Consider the following 15794-nt stretch of genomic DNA (forward strand, 5'->3'; position numbering starts at 1 on the left):
GTGTGGGCGCTCGACTTCCTTGCTCAGTTTTCTCTAGAGAGCGGGATTGTTTTAGTCGGAATCGGAACAGGGATTCCCTTTCTGGTGCAAATCAGATTCACCATTCTGGCCGGTGCAGGAGGCCGGTCTGGATGGCGAAACCTTTTTCGGATGATCTTCGGGAACGCGTTGTTGGCGCAGTAACGCGCGAGGGCCTGTCGTGTCGAGCGGCGGCAAAGCGCTTCGGCATTGGCATCAGCACCGCGATCGACTGGGTCCGGCGCTTGCGTGAGACGGGCAGCGCGGCTCCCGGCCAGATGGGCGGGCACAAGCCACGGGCGATCTCAGGTAAACATCGGGTCTGGTTGATCGATCGCTGCCACATGCAGGCGTTCACCTTGCGCGGGTTGGTGGCGGAACTCGGAGAGCGCGGCCTGAAAGTGGATTACAGCGCCGTCCGGACCTTCGTGCATGAGGAAGGGCTGAGTTATAAAAAAAGACGTTGGTCGCCAGCGAGCGCGAGCGGCCCGATGTTGCCGCCCGGCGGGCGCGCTGGCTGAAGCATCGCCATCGCATCGATCCATCTCGCCTTGTCTTTATCGACGAAACCTGGACGAAGACGAATATGACGCCGCTCAGGGGCTGGGCGCCGCGCGGCGAACGGCTGTTGGGCCATGCGCCCTTCGGCCACTGGAATACCATGACTTTTGTCGCAGCCCTCAGGGCCGACCGCGTCAGCGCACCGTGGATCATCGACGGCCCGATCAATGGCGAACGCTTTCGCATCTATGTCGAGAGGGTGCTGGTACCGGAGCTCAAACCCGGCGACATCGTCGTCATGGATAATCTCGGCTCGCACAAGGCCGGCGCTATCCGTGCCGCCATCCGCAAGGCCGGCGCCAGATTGTTCTTCCTGCCGCAGTATTCCCCCGATCTCAATCCGATCGAAAAACTCTTCGCCAAGATCAAGCACGAGCTGCGCAAGGCGCAGGCTCGAACCCGACAGGCCATCGACGACGCGCTGGCAGCCACCCTTCAAACCGTCTCGCCGAAAGAGTGCCAAAACTACTTCAAGGAAGCCGGATATGAACGGACATAAAACAATCCCGCTCTAGCCAGCTTTATTGGCTCAGCCGCTTCTGCTGCCAGTATCGCAAAGAGCTGCGATGGCACATTTGGAATTGGGCCGCCTCGGATTATACGCCGCTTTTGTAGACCCCATCATTCGACACGGTAGCCAATTCTCATTCCCTACCGCGAAAACTGGATGATCTCGCCGTTGTACTGCGTGCGCGCCGTCTCGCGGAATCCGAGCTTGGTTGCGACCCGTAGCGACGCCTGGTTCTCGGGACTGATGATGCAGCTCATTTGTTTTTCGGGAAAATGCGTTTCCGCCCAGCTGATCAGGACTTTCAGCGCCTCAGTGGCATAACCGCGGCCGTGCGCCGAGGGCATCAGCGCCCAGCCGACCTCCATCGTCCCCTCGATCGACGGTTCCAGCTCGCGCCGGGATTCCTGGAAGCCCGCTTCACCGATGAACCGGCCGCTCTCCTTTTCGACGATCGCGAAAAAGCCGAAGCCCATGTGATGCCACATGCCGGCGACGCGCAGCATGCGGCTCCAGCTCTGCTCGCGCGTCGACGGCACGCCGGTGATGAAGCGCACGACATCCTCGTCCGCCCATAGTGCCGCATGTGCGTCGAAATCGTCGAGGCGGTGAGGGCGAAGCGTCAGCCGCTCCGTTTCGAGGATTGGAATGTCGGTCACATCGGTCCTTATAAAAAAACACGTCCTCAGGCGCCGGGCTCGCTGTCCCAATAGTCGAGATCGCCTTCCGGCCGTCCGATATGACGAAAGCGCTTGTTTTCTGCACCGTCCCTATTCGTCTTGGCAAGGAATTTTCCGGAATCGGGATATTCGACGATCTCGGTCTTCGCCATCGTCGAAATGCCGAGATAGACGAGTGTGACCATGCCGGTATTGATGATCTGGTGCGCCGTTTCAGGCCCGCCGGCCGGCGCGCCGAGTACGTCGCCCGCCTTGATCGCATGGCGCGCATCGCCGAAGCGGTATTCGCCGGTACCCGCGATCACATAGAAGAGCTCGTCTTCGACGTGGTGGTTGTGGAAGGGGCAGCCCGATTTGCCCGGCGGCACCTCGTTGTAGCTGACGCCGAGGCCGACAAGGCCGATAAGCGTGCTGAAAGAGGTGTCGGTGCTTTCATAGAGCTCGCCCTGTTTCCAGTGGTCGAGCTTGAGATCGGCGGTATTGATCACCGCCTTCGATTCCGTCATGACGTCCTCCTGTTTCAGCAAGAGAAGCCGTCATCCCAGGAGAATTCAATGATTATCTGGGCCTATCTCCGATATCCCCAGCATGGGCGGAGAGGAGACCGCGCCCATGCTTTGAGAGCCGTGCGTCGAATGGAAACGCGAGGGACGCTCGATCACTCAACCCACGCATACCCCCGACGATCGATTCCGGCCTCGGGTGGTATGCGCTGGCGCGTCAGCGGACGTAGAAGGTCAAGCTTCCGTCGGCTGCCTGCTCGGCGTTGACGATGTTGCGGACGTCGACGCCTTCGTTGTTAAGCCTGTGGGCAAGCGACCTGTTGGCGTCGATCGAGGCCTGGATGCCGTGGACGGCCTGGCTGGAACGTTCCGGTGCCGAGCGCGGACCGGTCGTCTCGTCATCGAGATTGCGCCAGTTATGGACCTGCTCGACATTGAAGTCATTGCCCTGGAAGGTCCTGAGTGTCCGCTCGATGCCCTGGGCCGTGTTCATCCCAAGGCTTTCGGCCCGGCTGACGCCGGCAAATGCGAGAGAGGAGAGGGCTGCAGCGATAGTAATGGTGACAACGCGGTTCATGATGGTATCCTTTCATCTGCTTAGACGGTCGGCTGTCGTTGCAGGGATCGTCTGCGTCACGACATGGAATTGGCTCTCTCCGTTTCGCGATTCAATGGGTTAAGCCACTGAAAACACATTAAGAATTGTTCATGAAAGCCGCCTTCGAATTGTCGCTTTCCAGGCGTCGGAGAAAGCTGATTTCAGAGGCTTGCCCAGCTGTGCATCTGTGGTCCCGCTATCCCCTTGCAGATATTTCCTCTTTCCTATTGCGGCATCGGGCGAAATTGCTTGCCATTCGGACGAAGGCATGTTTTGACCGCGGGCTGCCGAGTGGGTAAATGTCCCGCAAACCGAAGGTGAACCATGCCGAGAGAGACCGCTCCCCATATTTTGATCGTTGAGGCCCGCTTCTACGACGACATGGCCGACGCCCTGCTCGAAGGCGCGACCTTCGCATTGACAGAGGCCGGCGCTACATTCGAGGTCGTCACCGTTCCCGGCGCACTGGAAATTCCGGCGGCGATTGCCATGTCGCTCGATGGAGACGACAATGGCGGAACGCATTATGACGGCTATGTCGCCCTCGGCATGGTCATTCGCGGCGAGACCTATCACTTCGATATCGTGTCGAATGAATCCTCGCGCGCCTTGATGGATCTCGCGGTCAGCGAGTCCCTTGCCATCGGCAATGGTATCCTCACCGTCGAAAACGACGAACAGGCTTGGGCGCGCGTGCGCCGCTTGGAAAAGGACAAGGGCGGATTTGCCGCTCGTGCAGCTCTGACCATGATCGAGCTGAAGCAGAAACTGGGTGCATAACGAATGAACGACGACAAGACGGAACGGCCGGTCAAGACTGCGAACCAGCGGGGCGCTGCCCGTCTTGCTGCTGTTCAGGCCCTGTATCAGATGGATGTCGGCGGCACGGGCGTTCTGGAAATCGTGGCTGAATACGAGGCGCACCGTCTTGGTCAGGAAATCGATGGCGCGACCTATCTGAAGGCCGATGCCGCCTGGTTCCGTTCCATCGTCTCCGGTGTCGTGCGCGATCAGGTTCGCCTCGATCCGCTGATTGCCGCAGCCCTGCAGGATGATTGGGCCTTGTCGCGCCTCGACAGCACCGTGCGCGCCATCCTGCGCGCCGGCGTCTTCGAGATCACCGATCGCAAGGACGTTCCGGTGGCGGTCATCGTCACCGAATATGTCGAGATCGCCCAGGCCTTTTTCGATGACGATGAGCCGAAGCTCGTCAACGCCGTGCTCGACCGCATCGCAAAGCAGGTCCGCGGCGAGGCGAAGAAATAAGTCTTTAGTCGCCAAACAATCCGCCTGCGTCTTTCTTCGCACCGCAATAGTTTTCGCCCGTTGCGGTCTTGACGCCACGTGATCGACCACGCAATCTCCGCAGCGCTTAGCTGTGGCATTTCTGTGGAGAGGAAGGCGATTCGGCGGCGTATCTGCCGGAGAAGGAGTGAGCTCCGGCCTTTGGGAGGAAAGAGCGAAATGACGATTCTTTTATGCGTAATCGCATGCGGTCTGCTCTCGGTGGTTTATGCCGCCTGGGCAACCCGGTCGGTGCTTGCTGCCGATCAGGGCAATAGCCGCATGCAGGAGATCGCGGGCTATATCCGCGAAGGCGCTCAAGCCTATCTGACGCGCCAGTACAGAACCATTGCCATTGTCGGCGTTGTCGTTTTCATCTTAGCCTGGCTGCTTCTTTCCGCCGAGGCCGCGATCGGCTTCCTGATCGGTGCCCTGCTTTCCGGTGCTGCCGGTTTCATCGGCATGCACGTCTCCGTCCGCGCCAATGTGCGCACCGCCCAGGCGGCTTCCGTCAGCCTTTCCGCCGGCCTCGACATCGCCTTCAAGTCGGGTGCGATCACCGGCATGCTGGTGGCCGGCCTGGCGCTGCTCGGCGTCTCCATCTACTATACGGTATTGACCGTCGGGCTCGGCCATGAGAGCGGCTCGCGCGAAGTCATCGATGCGCTGGTGGCGCTCGGCTTCGGCGCTTCGCTGATTTCGATCTTCGCCCGTCTCGGTGGCGGCATCTTCACCAAGGGCGCCGATGTCGGCGGCGATCTCGTCGGCAAGGTGGAAGCCGGCATTCCCGAAGACGATCCGCGCAACCCCGCAACCATCGCCGATAACGTCGGCGACAACGTCGGCGACTGTGCCGGCATGGCCGCCGACCTTTTCGAGACCTATGCGGTTTCGGTCGTCGCCACCATGGTTCTCGCCGCGATCTTTTTCGCCGGCGCGCCGATCCTCCAGTCTGCGATGGTCTATCCGCTGGCGATCTGCGGTGCCTGCATCATCACCTCGATCATCGGCACCTTCTTCGTCAAGCTTGGCGCGAACGGCTCGATCATGGGCGCTCTCTACAAAGGCCTCATCGTCACCGGACTGCTGTCGATCGTCGGCCTTGGTGCTGCTACCTCCCTCACCATCGGCTGGGGATCGATCGGCGCCGTCGGAGGCGCCGACATATCAGGCGCGCACCTCTTCTTCTGCGGCATCATCGGCCTCGTCGTCACCGCGCTGATCGTGGTGACCACTGAATATTATACCGGCACGGGCAAGCGCCCGGTCGTCTCGATCGCCCAGGCATCGGTCACCGGTCATGGCACCAATGTCATCCAGGGTCTCGCCGTCTCACTGGAATCGACGGCACTGCCGGCGATTGTCATCGTTGGTGGCATTCTCGCCACCTACCAGCTCGGCGGCCTATTCGGCACCGGCATTGCGGTCACGGCGATGCTCGGCATCGCCGGAATGATCGTCGCGCTCGACGCGTTCGGACCCGTGACGGACAATGCCGGCGGTATCGCTGAAATGTCGCACCTGCCGCCGGAGGTGCGCAAATCCACCGATGCGCTCGATGCCGTCGGCAACACGACCAAGGCCGTCACCAAGGGCTATGCCATCGGTTCCGCCGGTCTCGGCGCACTGGTTCTCTTTGCAGCCTACTCCTACGACCTCAAATATTTTGCGGCGAATGGCGACAAGTTCCCTTATTTTGCCGGCATCGGCGAAATTTCCTTCGATCTTTCCAACCCTTACGTGGTGGCTGGATTGATTTTCGGAGGTCTCATTCCCTACCTCTTCGGCGGCATCGCCATGACCGCCGTCGGCCGGGCGGCCGGCGCGATCGTCGAGGAAGTACGTCGTCAGTTCAAGGAAAAACCCGGCATCATGCAGGGCACGGAAAAGCCGGATTACGGCAGGGCGGTCGACCTTCTGACCAAGGCCGCCATCCGCGAGATGATCGTGCCGTCGCTGTTGCCGGTGCTGGCGCCTATCGTCGTCTATTTCGGCGTGCTGCTCATCTCCGGCTCCAAGGCCTCCGCCTTTGCCGCCCTCGGCGCATCGCTGCTCGGCGTCATCATCAACGGCCTCTTCGTCGCCATCTCGATGACCTCGGGCGGCGGTGCCTGGGACAACGCCAAGAAGAGCTTCGAGGACGGTTTCGTCGACAAGGACGGCTTGCGCCACATGAAGGGTTCGGATGCGCACAAGGCTTCCGTCACGGGCGATACAGTCGGCGATCCCTACAAGGATACTGCCGGCCCGGCCGTCAACCCGGCAATCAAGATCACCAACATCGTCGCGCTGCTGCTGCTCGCCATTCTTGCTGGATGAGGCATGCCGCTCAGCGCGGCAAACCGGAATAGCGACCATTAAAAGCCCCGCCGGAGCGATCCGGCGGGGTTTTCGTATAAGGCGCATCCGATCAGCGCAGGCTGCTTGGGTTCTGCGGCGTGCCGCCGGCGCCACCGCCGAACAGGCTGCGGGCAGCACTCGCGGCGCTGCCGCCGGAAAGCATCTGCTGCAGGAAGGTGAGTTCCTTGCCGCCGGTCGGCGTGACGCGCCCGATCGTGTCGAACACCTTGCCGTCCTGCAGCGTATAGTTGGCGCGGCGGCTGACGACGCCGTCTTTGTCGAAGTAGATGGCCAGAACGCTCTGATCGACGACCTTCAGTTTCTGGAAGGCGACGGCACGCGTACGCCGCTGCGAGATGTAATAGAAGACTTCGCCATCGAATGTCGCCGTCGTCGACGGGGTGCCGAGCGAAAGCAGCACCTGCTCGCGGCTGGAGCCTTCCGGAACGAGGTTCAGCGACTGCTGGTCGGCGACGTAGCCGCCATTGAGCACGGTGCTGGTCTGGCAACCGGAAAGAGCTGATGTGGAGGCGATTATGAAGGCAATGGCCGCACTGCTGAAGAATTTCACGTCAGACTTGAAATACCGTTTATTCAACGACATCTACTCCCTTGAGTGTCGATAGCAGCCATTTGGGGCCTTGCACGCTTTCCTCCTGCAAAACCATTGTGGCCATTCCGGGTCGAATGTCCCGAATTCGCTTCGCTGACGCATCGAAGGCGTCGTCCCGAAACTGGCCATGAGCGGCATTGCAATTCGCGCCTGCTTCGGTAAACCAGCTTTCGAAATCATGCAACAAGGCCAGGCGCCAGCCGGCATGAAGAATGAGGCATTTCCGGAAAAAACAATGATCTTCGGGCTCTTCCGCAAGAAAAACAACAATCAGGCGATCGTCGATCGGCAATATGCGGCGTTAGCGGCGGCTGCGCGCATGCCGGAACTCTACGAGCGGCTCAATGTGCCGGATACGGTCATGGGCCGTTTCGAGATGCTGTCGATAGCCATGATTCTGTTTTTTCGCCGCACACGTGCTTCGACCACCAGCGGCCAGGAGATCGCCCAGGAGATCGTCGATGCTTTCTTCCAGGATATCGACTATTCGATCCGCGAACTCGGCATCGGCGACAACAGCGTGCCGAAGCGCATGAAGAAGCTCGCCGGTATGTTTTACGGCCGGCTTGAAGCCTATTCGAAGGCGATGGACACAGGCGATGCCGAAGCGCTCGCTCTCGCTCTTCAGCGCAATATCTACCCCGAAACCTCGGCGCCTGCAGATATGTCCGGCCTCGCCGGATGGATGATGGCCGCAGAATCGCATCTGTCTGCCGTCCCCGAAGAGGTGATCGCTACCGGTTCGGCGACGCTCCCGCCGGTCGCCCACCCACCGGTCACCTGAAGGAGGAAACGATGAAGAACGATCGGGACGGTGTTCCCTTCTCCTATCACGTCAAGGTCGGCCACATCTCGGCCAACCCCGTCGAGGTTCATGTCGAGGCCGACACCAGCGAACTGAAGGCGCTTGCCGAGACCTGGAACGTCGTCTCCGTGGATGATTTGCGCGCCGATCTGCAGATTGCCCGCTGGAAGCGCGACGGCGTGCGCATCAAGGGCCGCGTGCAGGCGAAGATCGTCCAGTCCTGCGTCGTGACGCTGGAACCGGTCGAATCAGCCATCGACGAGAGCTTCGAGCAGATCTTCGTGCCGGAGGGCTCCAAGCTTGCCCGCCAGGCGGGTAACGACGCCGGCGAGATGCTGCTTGATCCGGATGGTCCCGATCTGCCCGAGACCTTCGTCGGCGATACGATCGACGCCGGCGAGGTGGTTGCCGAATTCGCCGCTCTCGCAATCGATCCCTATCCGCGCAAGCAGGGCATCGAATTCGCCGGCCATGTCGAGGACAGCGGCGAGGACGACAAAAAGCCCTCCGCTTTCGCAGCCCTCAAGGACTGGAAAAAGGACTGAAGCCCCGCTGGCATTTGACACAATTCAGTTGTAAGCGACGCCAAAACCGGTATTTTGGCCGAAATTTCGCCCTCGGCGAAAAGAAGGATCAGGGACGCGTGATCAGAATATCTCTCGACCTCATGGGTGGCGACTTTGGTCCCCAGGTTGTCATCCCCGGGGCCGCCAAGGCGCTGGATCGGCATCCTGATATGTCCTTCGTTCTCTATGGTCTCAAGGAACAGTGCGATCCGGTTCTCGCCAAGTTTCCGAAGCTCAAGGAAAAGTCGCTCTTTCACGACTGCGAGCTTGCCGTCGCCATGGATGAGAAGCCGAGCCAGGCGCTGCGCCGTGGCCGTTATATCTCCACCATGTGGCGTTCGATCGAGGCGGTGAAGACGGGTGACGCCGATGTCGCCGTCTCGGCAGGCAATACCGGGGCGCTGATGGCAATGGCGAAGTTCTGTCTGCGCACCATGGCCAATATCGAGCGTCCGGCGATTGCTGCGATCTGGCCGACGCTGAAGGGTGAGAGCATCGTGCTCGATGTCGGTGCAACGATCGGCGCCGATGCACAGCAGCTGATGGATTTTGCCCTGATGGGCGGCGCCATGGCGCGCGCGCTTTTCGAGGTCGAACGTCCGACGGTCGGCCTTCTGAACGTCGGCGTCGAGGAGATGAAAGGCCAGGAGGAAGTCAAGGAGGCCGGCCGGCTGTTGCGCGAGGCGAACATCGATTCGCTCGAATATTCCGGCTTCGTCGAGGGCAACGACCTTGGCAAGGGCACGGTCGACGTCGTCGTCACCGAAGGGTTTTCCGGCAATATCGCTCTCAAGACGGCCGAAGGCACCGCCAAGCAGATCGGCGAATATCTGCGTGCCGCCATGTCGCGCACGCTGCTGGCCCGCATCGGTTATCTCTTTGCCAAAAGCGCCTTTGATATGCTTCGCGAGAAGCTCGATCCGAGCAAGGTCAATGGCGGCGTGTTTCTCGGCCTGAACGGCATCGTCATCAAGAGCCATGGCGGGGCGAATGCCGAAGGCATCGCAGCCGCCATCGAAGTCGGCTACGACATGGCCAAGAACGGCCTCAATCAGAAAATAGAAAACGATCTTAAGAAATACCATGCCAAGCGGCTGCCCCCGATGGGCCCGGAAGCGGCATGAGCGATAGGGTTCAATCAAAGATGATCCGTTCAGTGGTTCGCGGGTTCGGAGCCGCACTTCCGAAGCGCGTGATGACCAATCGTGACATGGAGGCCATCGTCGACACATCAGACGAATGGATCGTCCAGCGCACCGGCATCCGCCAGCGTTATGTCGCCGGCGATGACGAAACGACGGCGTCGCTGGGCGAGGCCGCCGCGCGCGCAGCCCTTGCCAATGGCGGCCTGACGCCTGCCGATATCGATCTTGTCATCTGTGCCACCTCGACGCCGGATAACACCTTTCCGGCAACGTCGGTCAACATCCAGAACCGCCTCGGCATGACCCACGGCTTCGCCTTCGACGTCCAGGCCGTCTGCACCGGTTTCGTCTACGCGGTGACGACCGCCGATGCCTATATCCGTGGCGGGCTTGCCAAGCGCGTTCTCGTCATCGGCGCCGAAACTTTTTCGCGCATTCTCGACTGGAACGACCGCACCACCTGCGTGCTTTTCGGCGACGGCGCCGGCGCGATCATACTCGAAGCGACCGAAGGCGAGGGCACAGTTGCCGATCGCGGTGTGCTGACCGCGCATCTGCGCTCCGACGGCTCGCACAAGGAAAAGCTCTATGTCGATGGCGGGCCGTCGACGACGGGCACTGTCGGAAAGCTGCGCATGGAAGGCCGCGAGGTCTTCAAATACGCCGTGGGCATGATCACCGATGTCATTCAGGCGGCTTTCGATGCGACCGGGACCACCGCCGATGATCTCGACTGGTTGGTACCGCATCAGGCCAATCGCCGCATCATCGACGGTTCGGCGAAAAAGCTGAACATCGATGCGGCGAAGGTCGTCATCACCGTCGACCTGCACGGCAATACGTCGGCCGCCTCGATCCCGCTGGCACTTGCCACCGCTGCCGGCGACGGCCGCATCAAGAAGGGCGACCTGGTGATGCTCGAAGCGATGGGCGGCGGTTTTACCTGGGGTGCGGTTCTGCTGCGCTGGTAGGCACGAATCCTAAAAAACTGGCGGCGAACAAGAGCTTGACCGTAAGGCGCAAGACAAATACTCTTCGTGCGATTTCACAAAATATTTTGTATGGGCGGGGAAACCATGACCGGAAAAACAGTGACGCGAGCAGACCTGGCGGAATCCGTTTTCCGAAAGGTTGGGCTGTCCCGGACCGAATCTGCCGAACTGGTCGAAACTGTCATCGACGAGATCTGCAACGCCATCGTGCGTGGTGAAACCGTCAAGCTTTCCTCCTTCGCCACCTTCCAGGTGCGCGACAAGAACGAACGAATCGGCCGCAACCCAAAGACTGGCGAGGAGGTTCCGATTTCCCCCCGCCGGGTCATGACCTTCAAAGCGTCGAACGTGCTGAAGACGCGGATCCTCAAGGCGCATGTCGCTCGCAAGATCAAGCTGAAGCCGCTGAATCCGTCTCCTTGACAATCGGCTTCCCGTTTCGAAACGGCTTTTTTCTCTCTCGCACTGACCATCCTTGTGCGCAACGTCGAGACATGACTTGAATTGTCGGCGCCAAACCGTTGAAATATGATGAGTCGCCGTAGGATCGAGCCGCGAGGTCGCGTAGCAGTATGACGTTGGACAAGAGCCCCGATGCCTTTCGCACCATCAGCGAAGTCGCAGACGATCTTGATCTGCCGCAGCATGTGCTGCGCTTCTGGGAGACGCGTTTTCCCCAGATAAAGCCGATGAAGCGCGGCGGCGGCCGTCGCTACTACCGGCCGGAAGATGTGGATCTCCTCAAGGGCATCCGGCATCTGCTCTATGATCACGGCTATACGATCAAGGGTGTGCAGAAGCTTCTGAAGACCAACGGCAACAAGTTTGTCATATCGGTCGGCCACGGCGATCTCGCCAGCGTCGAGGCGCTTGCGTCGGGCGTGCAGGAGGTGGGTGCCGGGGAACCGCGCGTCGGCATGGCTGATGAAGACCAGATTGTCGGTCGCGCCAAACCGCCGATCACCCGCAGGTTCTTCAACTTCGTCGCTGGAGACGACGAGCAGGAAGTCTCGATCGGCAAATCGAGCGTTGGCAAGGAAGACCGAGCGCTGCTGCAGGAGGCGCTCTACGACCTTCTGGAATGCAAGCGTCTGCTTGATCAGGTGCGTTGAACAGGAACTTAGGTTTCAGTAAGCCGCTTCATCGCTTGTTCGAGTTCGCTGAGCTGGAAGGGTTTTTGCAGAACGGGCAGCATGCTTGGGCCGCTGCCATCAGGCGGCGCGCCATATCCCGTTGCATAGAGATAGGGTTTTCCGCGTTCGTCGAGCAGCTTTGCGACTGGCAGCGAGCTCTGCCCGGCAAGCGAGACGTCGAGGATGGCAGCGTCGAACTCCGTATCCCTGGCGGTTGCAAGCGCCCGTTCCAGATCGGGCGCGCTTGCGCAGACCCGGTAACCCAAATCGGCGAGCATGTCCTCAAGCAGCATGGCAATCAGCGTGTCGTCTTCGACGATGAATATGTCTTTCATGATCCCGTCCACCCATTGCCCCCTTGCTAAAGCATGTCGCGCAAAAGTGTGCTGCGGTTTTGCGCTAACGACATGCGTAAAAACAAAGACCTAAAGCGCGAGGAGCGAATCTGAAAGATCGCGACGCGCTTTAGGCACGGAGATTTATGTGGACTGCCTGCACGGCTCGTCAAGACGTTGTGCCCGCCAGTACGAGAAACAGCATATTGCCGGTTGAAATTCGATGTGCAAAAGCTGGGATGCCGTTTTCCGCAGCGGCTCCTGCATAATTCCTAAACCGGCATCGATTCGAGGAATAAAATTATGCAGCAATTCAAAGCGTTGCAGCGCCCTTTGCGCGTCTGAAAAGACATGGCGGCGCTGTAAGAAGGGGTGTCGAATGGATTTGCTGAGTGCCACGGATTGGCTGCGTCACAGGCCGGATTATACATATCCGCTGGCCATTGCCTTCGTTGGCCTGACGTTTCTTCTAAGGCTTGCCGCCAGCGACACTCTCTCCGGCTTTCCCTTCCTAAGCTTTCTTCCGGCGATATTGCTCGCCAGTTTCATAGGTGGCGTGGGGCCGGGCCTTGTCGCGGCCTTGGTTGCCGGTTTCGTAGTCCAGCAGTTTTTCGTCGAGCCGCACAATGTCTTCTGGCCGGTCAGCGCCAGCCAATGGGTCGGCCTTTCCACTTATTTCATCAATGCCGCGATCATCGTCGGCCTGATGGAGATGATCATTATCGCACATGAGCGACAGAGCCGCCTTCGCAGCGAACTCAACAGCTTCAACACGCGCCTCGAAGAGACAGTGGTTCAGCGCACTGCTGAGCTCAGGCATGAGATGGAAGAGAATGCTGCCGCTCAGGCGCAGGTCCGCCAGTTGCAGAAGATGGAGACGATCGGCCAGCTGACCGGCGGCGTCGCCCATGATTTTAACAACATGCTGGCGATCATCATCGGCAACCTCGATCTCGCGCAGCGGCGCCTGAGCGGCAGCGAGGATCCCCGCCTGCCATACTCCATCCAGAATGCCAAAGACGGTGCGCAGAGGGCGGCGGTACTGACCGCGCGTCTTCTTGCTTTCTCGCGCCAGCAGCCGCTCGCCCCGGAGGTGATCGACCTCAACAAGCTGGTCGGCGGCATGTCTGAGCTCTTGCGGCGCACGCTCGGCGAGCAGATCCGGATCGAGACCGTGCTTGCCGGGGGTCTCTGGCCGAGCTTTGCCGATTTGAGCCAGCTCGAAAATGCCATCTTGAACCTTGCCGTCAACGCCCGCGATGCTATGCCGGGCGGCGGAAATCTGACGATCGAGACAGCCAATACCGAACTCGACGAGCGATATTCGCGCATGCATTCGGAGGTCGAGGCAGGCCAATATGTAATGATCAGCATTACCGACACTGGCACCGGCATGTCGCCGGAGGTGATCGAGCGCGCCTTCGACCCGTTCTATACGACCAAGGGACCCGGCAAGGGCACTGGCCTCGGCCTCAGCCAAGTCTATGGCTACATCAAGCAGAGCGGCGGCCACATCAAGATCTATTCGGAGATCGACAGGGGCACGACCGTGAAGATCTATCTTCCCCGTCGTGTCGCCATGACGGACTCCCGGTCGGGCGCGGCCGGCGCCCAGCCGATTCCTCACGGCAGTGTCAATGATACGATCCTGGTGGTGGAGGACGATGAGAACGTCCGCACCATGACCGCCGAAAGCCTGCATGAACTCGGTTACGCCGTGTTGCAGGCGGCAAGCGGCATAGAGGCGCTTCTGCTGCTCGAAGAAAATCCGGCAGTCGACCTGATCTTCACCGATATCGTCATGCCGCAGATGAGCGGACGTCAGCTTGCCGATGTCGTCCAGGAGAAATGGCCGACGATCCGGATCCTTTACACGACGGGTTACACCCGTAATGCCATCGTCCACAATGGTGTGCTCGATCACGGCGTTTCCCTGCTCGCCAAGCCCTTCAGTCTGGAGCAACTCGCCCATAAGATTCGCGAACTTCTGAATGTACCGGCGAGGGTGGGAGACGAGCGGACGTGAAGCCGGAATACGGCCGCACGTCCACAATTCCCGATCGCGTTATTCCAGGACCTGGATAATGCGGTGCGTCTTCGGCTCGACAATCACCCGCCGCTCATTGACGACGGCATAGCCGTAGCCGTCGTTCTTTGGCACGGTGTGCACTTCGACGGTATCGGGAAGGGTCGTTCCAACCGTGATGTCGCCGTCATAGGCGATGGACGGAGTGTTTTGCTCCATCACATAAGTGCGCACCTCGCCGGGCAATACGACTGAGCCGGTCGGTGCGGGATCAGTGACAATGACGGTGCTCTGCGCGAAGGCGGCGGAGCTGATGGTCAGTATGGCGGCCGCAGCCAGCATGGTCTTGCGCATGGGATGGTCTCCTTTTCTACCCCAGACCTCAAGGCAACGCCGGCCATGCGGCATGGTTCCCCGCGAGCTTTTCGCCGTAGCGGAACACAGGCGCAATGAGAGTAATTAAGTTGTTACTAAATTGATTTATGCGTCGTACGGTTGAGCTGTCTGAACAAAGTTCGAAAAGACTCCAGCCGATGATGTTAGAGCCCGCTTGTTTACTTTTCGCTAACCATGTTGGACGTTTATTCTGAACGGACGACCAACCGGTCGTTGATTCGACGATCCGTCGCGTTTCGGCTTGCGAATGGATCTCTAGAGAGACGATTGCGGCGGCTCGAGACATGCGCTTGCGGAAGACCATATTGCTGTTGGCCGTGGCGGGCGTGATGGCCGGCTGCACATCGACAGGCGGCGTACGTCAGCTTTCCGGGCCAGAGACGGTGGCGCCTGAAAAGGCGCTGGTCCTGCCGCCGCCGGGCGGCCCGTCGATCGTCAGCGTCGTCGAGCGCAAGCGCGGCAACGGCGTCGAGCAGACGATCTCGCTGTTTACCTCATCCTCCGTGCCCGGCCAGAATTTCCTGAAGGTCCAGTTCTTAGGCGCTTCCGGAGCCAATCCCGGTACCGGCAATGCCGGCTTCAGCACGATCAACGAGAGCGGTATTAGCCGCGAGGTGGCCCGTTCGGCCCCCGGCGTGCGGATGGCGACGTCGGCGACCTTCTTGCAGAACGCCTATGGCCCCTTCGGTTATGCCTCCGGCCGCAGCCGTGCCGGCGACACCTGCGTCTATGCCTGGCAGCAGATCCGCTCCAGCACCGCTGCCAATACCCAGGCGCGCAATTTCGGCATGATCCAGCTGCGCCTGCGCCTTTGCGATGCCAGAGCGAGCGAGCGCCAGTTGCTCGGCATCGTCTATGGCTACACCGTCACCGGCACCTTCGAGGGCGAGGTCTGGAACGCTTACGGCAATCCGCCGCCCGCCGACGCAGCACTCGGGCGCACCGGAGAGCCGATCTATCCGGACGAGGGTGGTTACCGCGCCAGCCCGATGCCGATCGGTTACGAGCCGGCGCCTGCCTTCGTCAGCCGGCCGCGGGCCGCTGCCGTTGGCAGCGCTGCGACCTCGCAACCGGCTCAAGGCGCCGCATCGGTGCCTGCACCCATCGGCCCGCGCGTGCCGCTGCCGGGCGAGGCGCCGCAGACGAGCGCACGGCCGAATGCGGCCGCTGCGCCAATCGAACAATCGGAAAGGGCAATCGGCGTCACCGTGCCTTCGCCGGACTGCATAGGCGACGCGGCCATGACGGCCGCCTGCCGGAGATAGTGAGCATGCCCGCGGGCGCCCGTTGG

18 protein-coding genes are annotated in these 15794 nt (G+C 60.5%); 12 read left to right on the top strand and 6 right to left on the bottom strand.

Going from position 1 to position 15794, the window contains the following annotated elements:
- The first annotated feature begins 131 nt into the window (after nt 1-131).
- Nucleotides 132-1078, top strand: a protein-coding gene (locus tag N2600_RS07455; protein ID WP_222282285.1) for an IS630 family transposase whose coding sequence is annotated in 2 segments (ribosomal slippage) — nt 132-470 and nt 473-1078 — 945 coding nt in all. Because the reading frame shifts where the segments join, the coding sequence is not laid out codon by codon here.
- A 152-nt stretch (nt 1079-1230) separates the two neighbouring features.
- Here the strand turns inward: N2600_RS07455 and N2600_RS07460 are convergent.
- The 3 genes from N2600_RS07460 to N2600_RS07470 form a co-directional block, all read right to left on the bottom strand.
- Nucleotides 1231-1746, bottom strand: a complete 516-nt coding sequence (locus tag N2600_RS07460) for a GNAT family N-acetyltransferase (protein WP_162117196.1) — start codon at nt 1744-1746, stop codon at nt 1231-1233.
- A gap of 26 nt (nt 1747-1772) precedes the next feature.
- On the bottom strand, nt 1773-2273 hold the full coding sequence (locus tag N2600_RS07465; protein ID WP_162117197.1) for a cupin domain-containing protein: 501 nt from the start codon (nt 2271-2273) through the stop codon (nt 1773-1775).
- A gap of 214 nt (nt 2274-2487) precedes the next feature.
- Nucleotides 2488-2847 (bottom strand): hypothetical protein, encoded by a 360-nt coding sequence (locus N2600_RS07470; protein WP_162117198.1) that lies wholly within the window; start codon nt 2845-2847, stop codon nt 2488-2490.
- Between the two features lie 345 nt (nt 2848-3192).
- On the opposite strand from N2600_RS07470, the gene ribH reads away from it, so the two are divergent.
- The 3 genes from ribH (at nt 3193) to N2600_RS07485 (ending at nt 6471) form a co-directional block, all read left to right on the top strand.
- The gene (gene ribH / locus N2600_RS07475) at nt 3193-3648 is read left to right on the top strand and encodes a 6,7-dimethyl-8-ribityllumazine synthase (RefSeq protein ID WP_170261188.1); all 456 of its coding nucleotides are present in this window, start codon (nt 3193-3195) and stop codon (nt 3646-3648) included.
- 3 nt (nt 3649-3651) lie between these two features.
- Nucleotides 3652-4134: a transcription antitermination factor NusB gene (nusB, locus tag N2600_RS07480; protein ID WP_017959878.1), complete on the top strand. Its 483-nt coding sequence runs from the start codon at nt 3652-3654 to the stop codon at nt 4132-4134.
- 198 nt (nt 4135-4332) lie between these two features.
- Nucleotides 4333-6471 (top strand): sodium-translocating pyrophosphatase, encoded by a 2139-nt coding sequence (locus tag N2600_RS07485; protein WP_260298541.1) that lies wholly within the window; start codon nt 4333-4335, stop codon nt 6469-6471.
- Nucleotides 6472-6562: 91 nt separating this feature from the next.
- Here the strand turns inward: N2600_RS07485 and N2600_RS07490 are convergent, their stop codons facing one another.
- Nucleotides 6563-7096: an outer membrane protein assembly factor BamE gene (locus tag N2600_RS07490; protein WP_017963789.1), complete on the bottom strand. Its 534-nt coding sequence runs from the start codon at nt 7094-7096 to the stop codon at nt 6563-6565.
- Between the two features lie 136 nt (nt 7097-7232).
- Between N2600_RS07490 and N2600_RS07495 the strand changes: the two genes are divergently transcribed.
- The 6 genes from N2600_RS07495 to N2600_RS07520 all read left to right on the top strand — a co-directional run bounded on the left by N2600_RS07495 (nt 7233) and on the right by N2600_RS07520 (nt 11725).
- Complete coding sequence (locus N2600_RS07495) at nt 7233-7889, top strand: ubiquinol-cytochrome C chaperone family protein (RefSeq protein WP_260110594.1); 657 nt, start codon at nt 7233-7235, stop codon at nt 7887-7889.
- An 11-nt stretch (nt 7890-7900) separates the two neighbouring features.
- Nucleotides 7901-8455 carry a YceD family protein gene (locus N2600_RS07500; RefSeq protein WP_170261186.1) on the top strand — a complete coding sequence of 185 codons (555 nt, stop codon included), beginning with the start codon at nt 7901-7903 and terminating at the stop codon, nt 8453-8455.
- A 98-nt stretch (nt 8456-8553) separates the two neighbouring features.
- Nucleotides 8554-9600 (top strand): phosphate acyltransferase PlsX, encoded by a 1047-nt coding sequence (plsX, locus tag N2600_RS07505; RefSeq protein WP_026154101.1) that lies wholly within the window; start codon nt 8554-8556, stop codon nt 9598-9600.
- A 20-nt stretch (nt 9601-9620) separates the two neighbouring features.
- A complete protein-coding gene (locus N2600_RS07510; RefSeq protein WP_260298890.1) occupies nt 9621-10592 on the top strand; it encodes a beta-ketoacyl-ACP synthase III in 972 nt (323 codons plus the stop codon).
- Nucleotides 10593-10697: 105 nt separating this feature from the next.
- On the top strand, nt 10698-11036 hold the full coding sequence (locus N2600_RS07515; RefSeq protein ID WP_017963794.1) for an integration host factor subunit alpha: 339 nt from the start codon (nt 10698-10700) through the stop codon (nt 11034-11036).
- A 149-nt stretch (nt 11037-11185) separates the two neighbouring features.
- Nucleotides 11186-11725, top strand: a complete 540-nt coding sequence (locus N2600_RS07520) for a MerR family transcriptional regulator (protein ID WP_017963795.1) — start codon at nt 11186-11188, stop codon at nt 11723-11725.
- A gap of 8 nt (nt 11726-11733) precedes the next feature.
- Here N2600_RS07520 and N2600_RS07525 read toward each other — a convergent pair whose 3' ends face one another.
- Complete coding sequence (locus N2600_RS07525) at nt 11734-12081, bottom strand: response regulator (protein WP_170256774.1); 348 nt, start codon at nt 12079-12081, stop codon at nt 11734-11736.
- A gap of 379 nt (nt 12082-12460) precedes the next feature.
- On the opposite strand from N2600_RS07525, the gene N2600_RS07530 reads away from it, so the two are divergent.
- Nucleotides 12461-14107: an ATP-binding protein gene (locus N2600_RS07530; RefSeq protein ID WP_260110595.1), complete on the top strand. Its 1647-nt coding sequence runs from the start codon at nt 12461-12463 to the stop codon at nt 14105-14107.
- 39 nt (nt 14108-14146) lie between these two features.
- Here N2600_RS07530 and N2600_RS07535 read toward each other — a convergent pair whose 3' ends face one another.
- Nucleotides 14147-14461, bottom strand: coding sequence for a DUF1236 domain-containing protein (locus tag N2600_RS07535; protein ID WP_260110596.1), 315 nt, complete (start codon nt 14459-14461; stop codon nt 14147-14149).
- 326 nt (nt 14462-14787) lie between these two features.
- Here N2600_RS07535 and bcsN point away from each other — a divergent pair, with 326 nt between their 5' ends.
- The gene (gene bcsN, locus N2600_RS07540) at nt 14788-15768 is read left to right on the top strand and encodes a cellulose biosynthesis protein BcsN (RefSeq protein ID WP_020486071.1); all 981 of its coding nucleotides are present in this window, start codon (nt 14788-14790) and stop codon (nt 15766-15768) included.
- The last annotated feature ends 26 nt before the right edge of the window (nt 15769-15794 follow it).

The organism is Rhizobium sp. WSM1274, assembly GCF_025200775.1.
Taxonomy (GTDB): domain Bacteria; phylum Pseudomonadota; class Alphaproteobacteria; order Rhizobiales; family Rhizobiaceae; genus Rhizobium; species Rhizobium leguminosarum_I.

What these genes read in the sequence shown, in the direction of transcription:
- N2600_RS07465 (WP_162117197.1), bottom strand. Translation starts at nt 2,273, where the DNA reads ATGACGGAATCGAAGGCGGTGATCAATACCGCCGATCTCAAGCTCGAC.
- N2600_RS07470 (WP_162117198.1), bottom strand. Translation starts at nt 2,847, where the DNA reads ATGAACCGCGTTGTCACCATTACTATCGCTGCAGCCCTCTCCTCTCTC.
- ribH (WP_170261188.1), top strand. Translation starts at nt 3,193, where the DNA reads ATGCCGAGAGAGACCGCTCCCCATATTTTGATCGTTGAGGCCCGCTTC.
- nusB (WP_017959878.1), top strand. Translation starts at nt 3,652, where the DNA reads ATGAACGACGACAAGACGGAACGGCCGGTCAAGACTGCGAACCAGCGG.
- N2600_RS07485 (WP_260298541.1), top strand. Translation starts at nt 4,333, where the DNA reads ATGACGATTCTTTTATGCGTAATCGCATGCGGTCTGCTCTCGGTGGTT.
- N2600_RS07490 (WP_017963789.1), bottom strand. Translation starts at nt 7,096, where the DNA reads ATGTCGTTGAATAAACGGTATTTCAAGTCTGACGTGAAATTCTTCAGC.
- N2600_RS07495 (WP_260110594.1), top strand. Translation starts at nt 7,233, where the DNA reads ATGAGCGGCATTGCAATTCGCGCCTGCTTCGGTAAACCAGCTTTCGAA.
- N2600_RS07500 (WP_170261186.1), top strand. Translation starts at nt 7,901, where the DNA reads ATGAAGAACGATCGGGACGGTGTTCCCTTCTCCTATCACGTCAAGGTC.
- N2600_RS07510 (WP_260298890.1), top strand. Translation starts at nt 9,621, where the DNA reads ATGATCCGTTCAGTGGTTCGCGGGTTCGGAGCCGCACTTCCGAAGCGC.
- N2600_RS07515 (WP_017963794.1), top strand. Translation starts at nt 10,698, where the DNA reads ATGACCGGAAAAACAGTGACGCGAGCAGACCTGGCGGAATCCGTTTTC.
- N2600_RS07520 (WP_017963795.1), top strand. Translation starts at nt 11,186, where the DNA reads ATGACGTTGGACAAGAGCCCCGATGCCTTTCGCACCATCAGCGAAGTC.
- N2600_RS07525 (WP_170256774.1), bottom strand. Translation starts at nt 12,081, where the DNA reads ATGAAAGACATATTCATCGTCGAAGACGACACGCTGATTGCCATGCTG.
- N2600_RS07530 (WP_260110595.1), top strand. Translation starts at nt 12,461, where the DNA reads ATGGATTTGCTGAGTGCCACGGATTGGCTGCGTCACAGGCCGGATTAT.
- N2600_RS07535 (WP_260110596.1), bottom strand. Translation starts at nt 14,461, where the DNA reads ATGCGCAAGACCATGCTGGCTGCGGCCGCCATACTGACCATCAGCTCC.
- bcsN (WP_020486071.1), top strand. Translation starts at nt 14,788, where the DNA reads ATGCGCTTGCGGAAGACCATATTGCTGTTGGCCGTGGCGGGCGTGATG.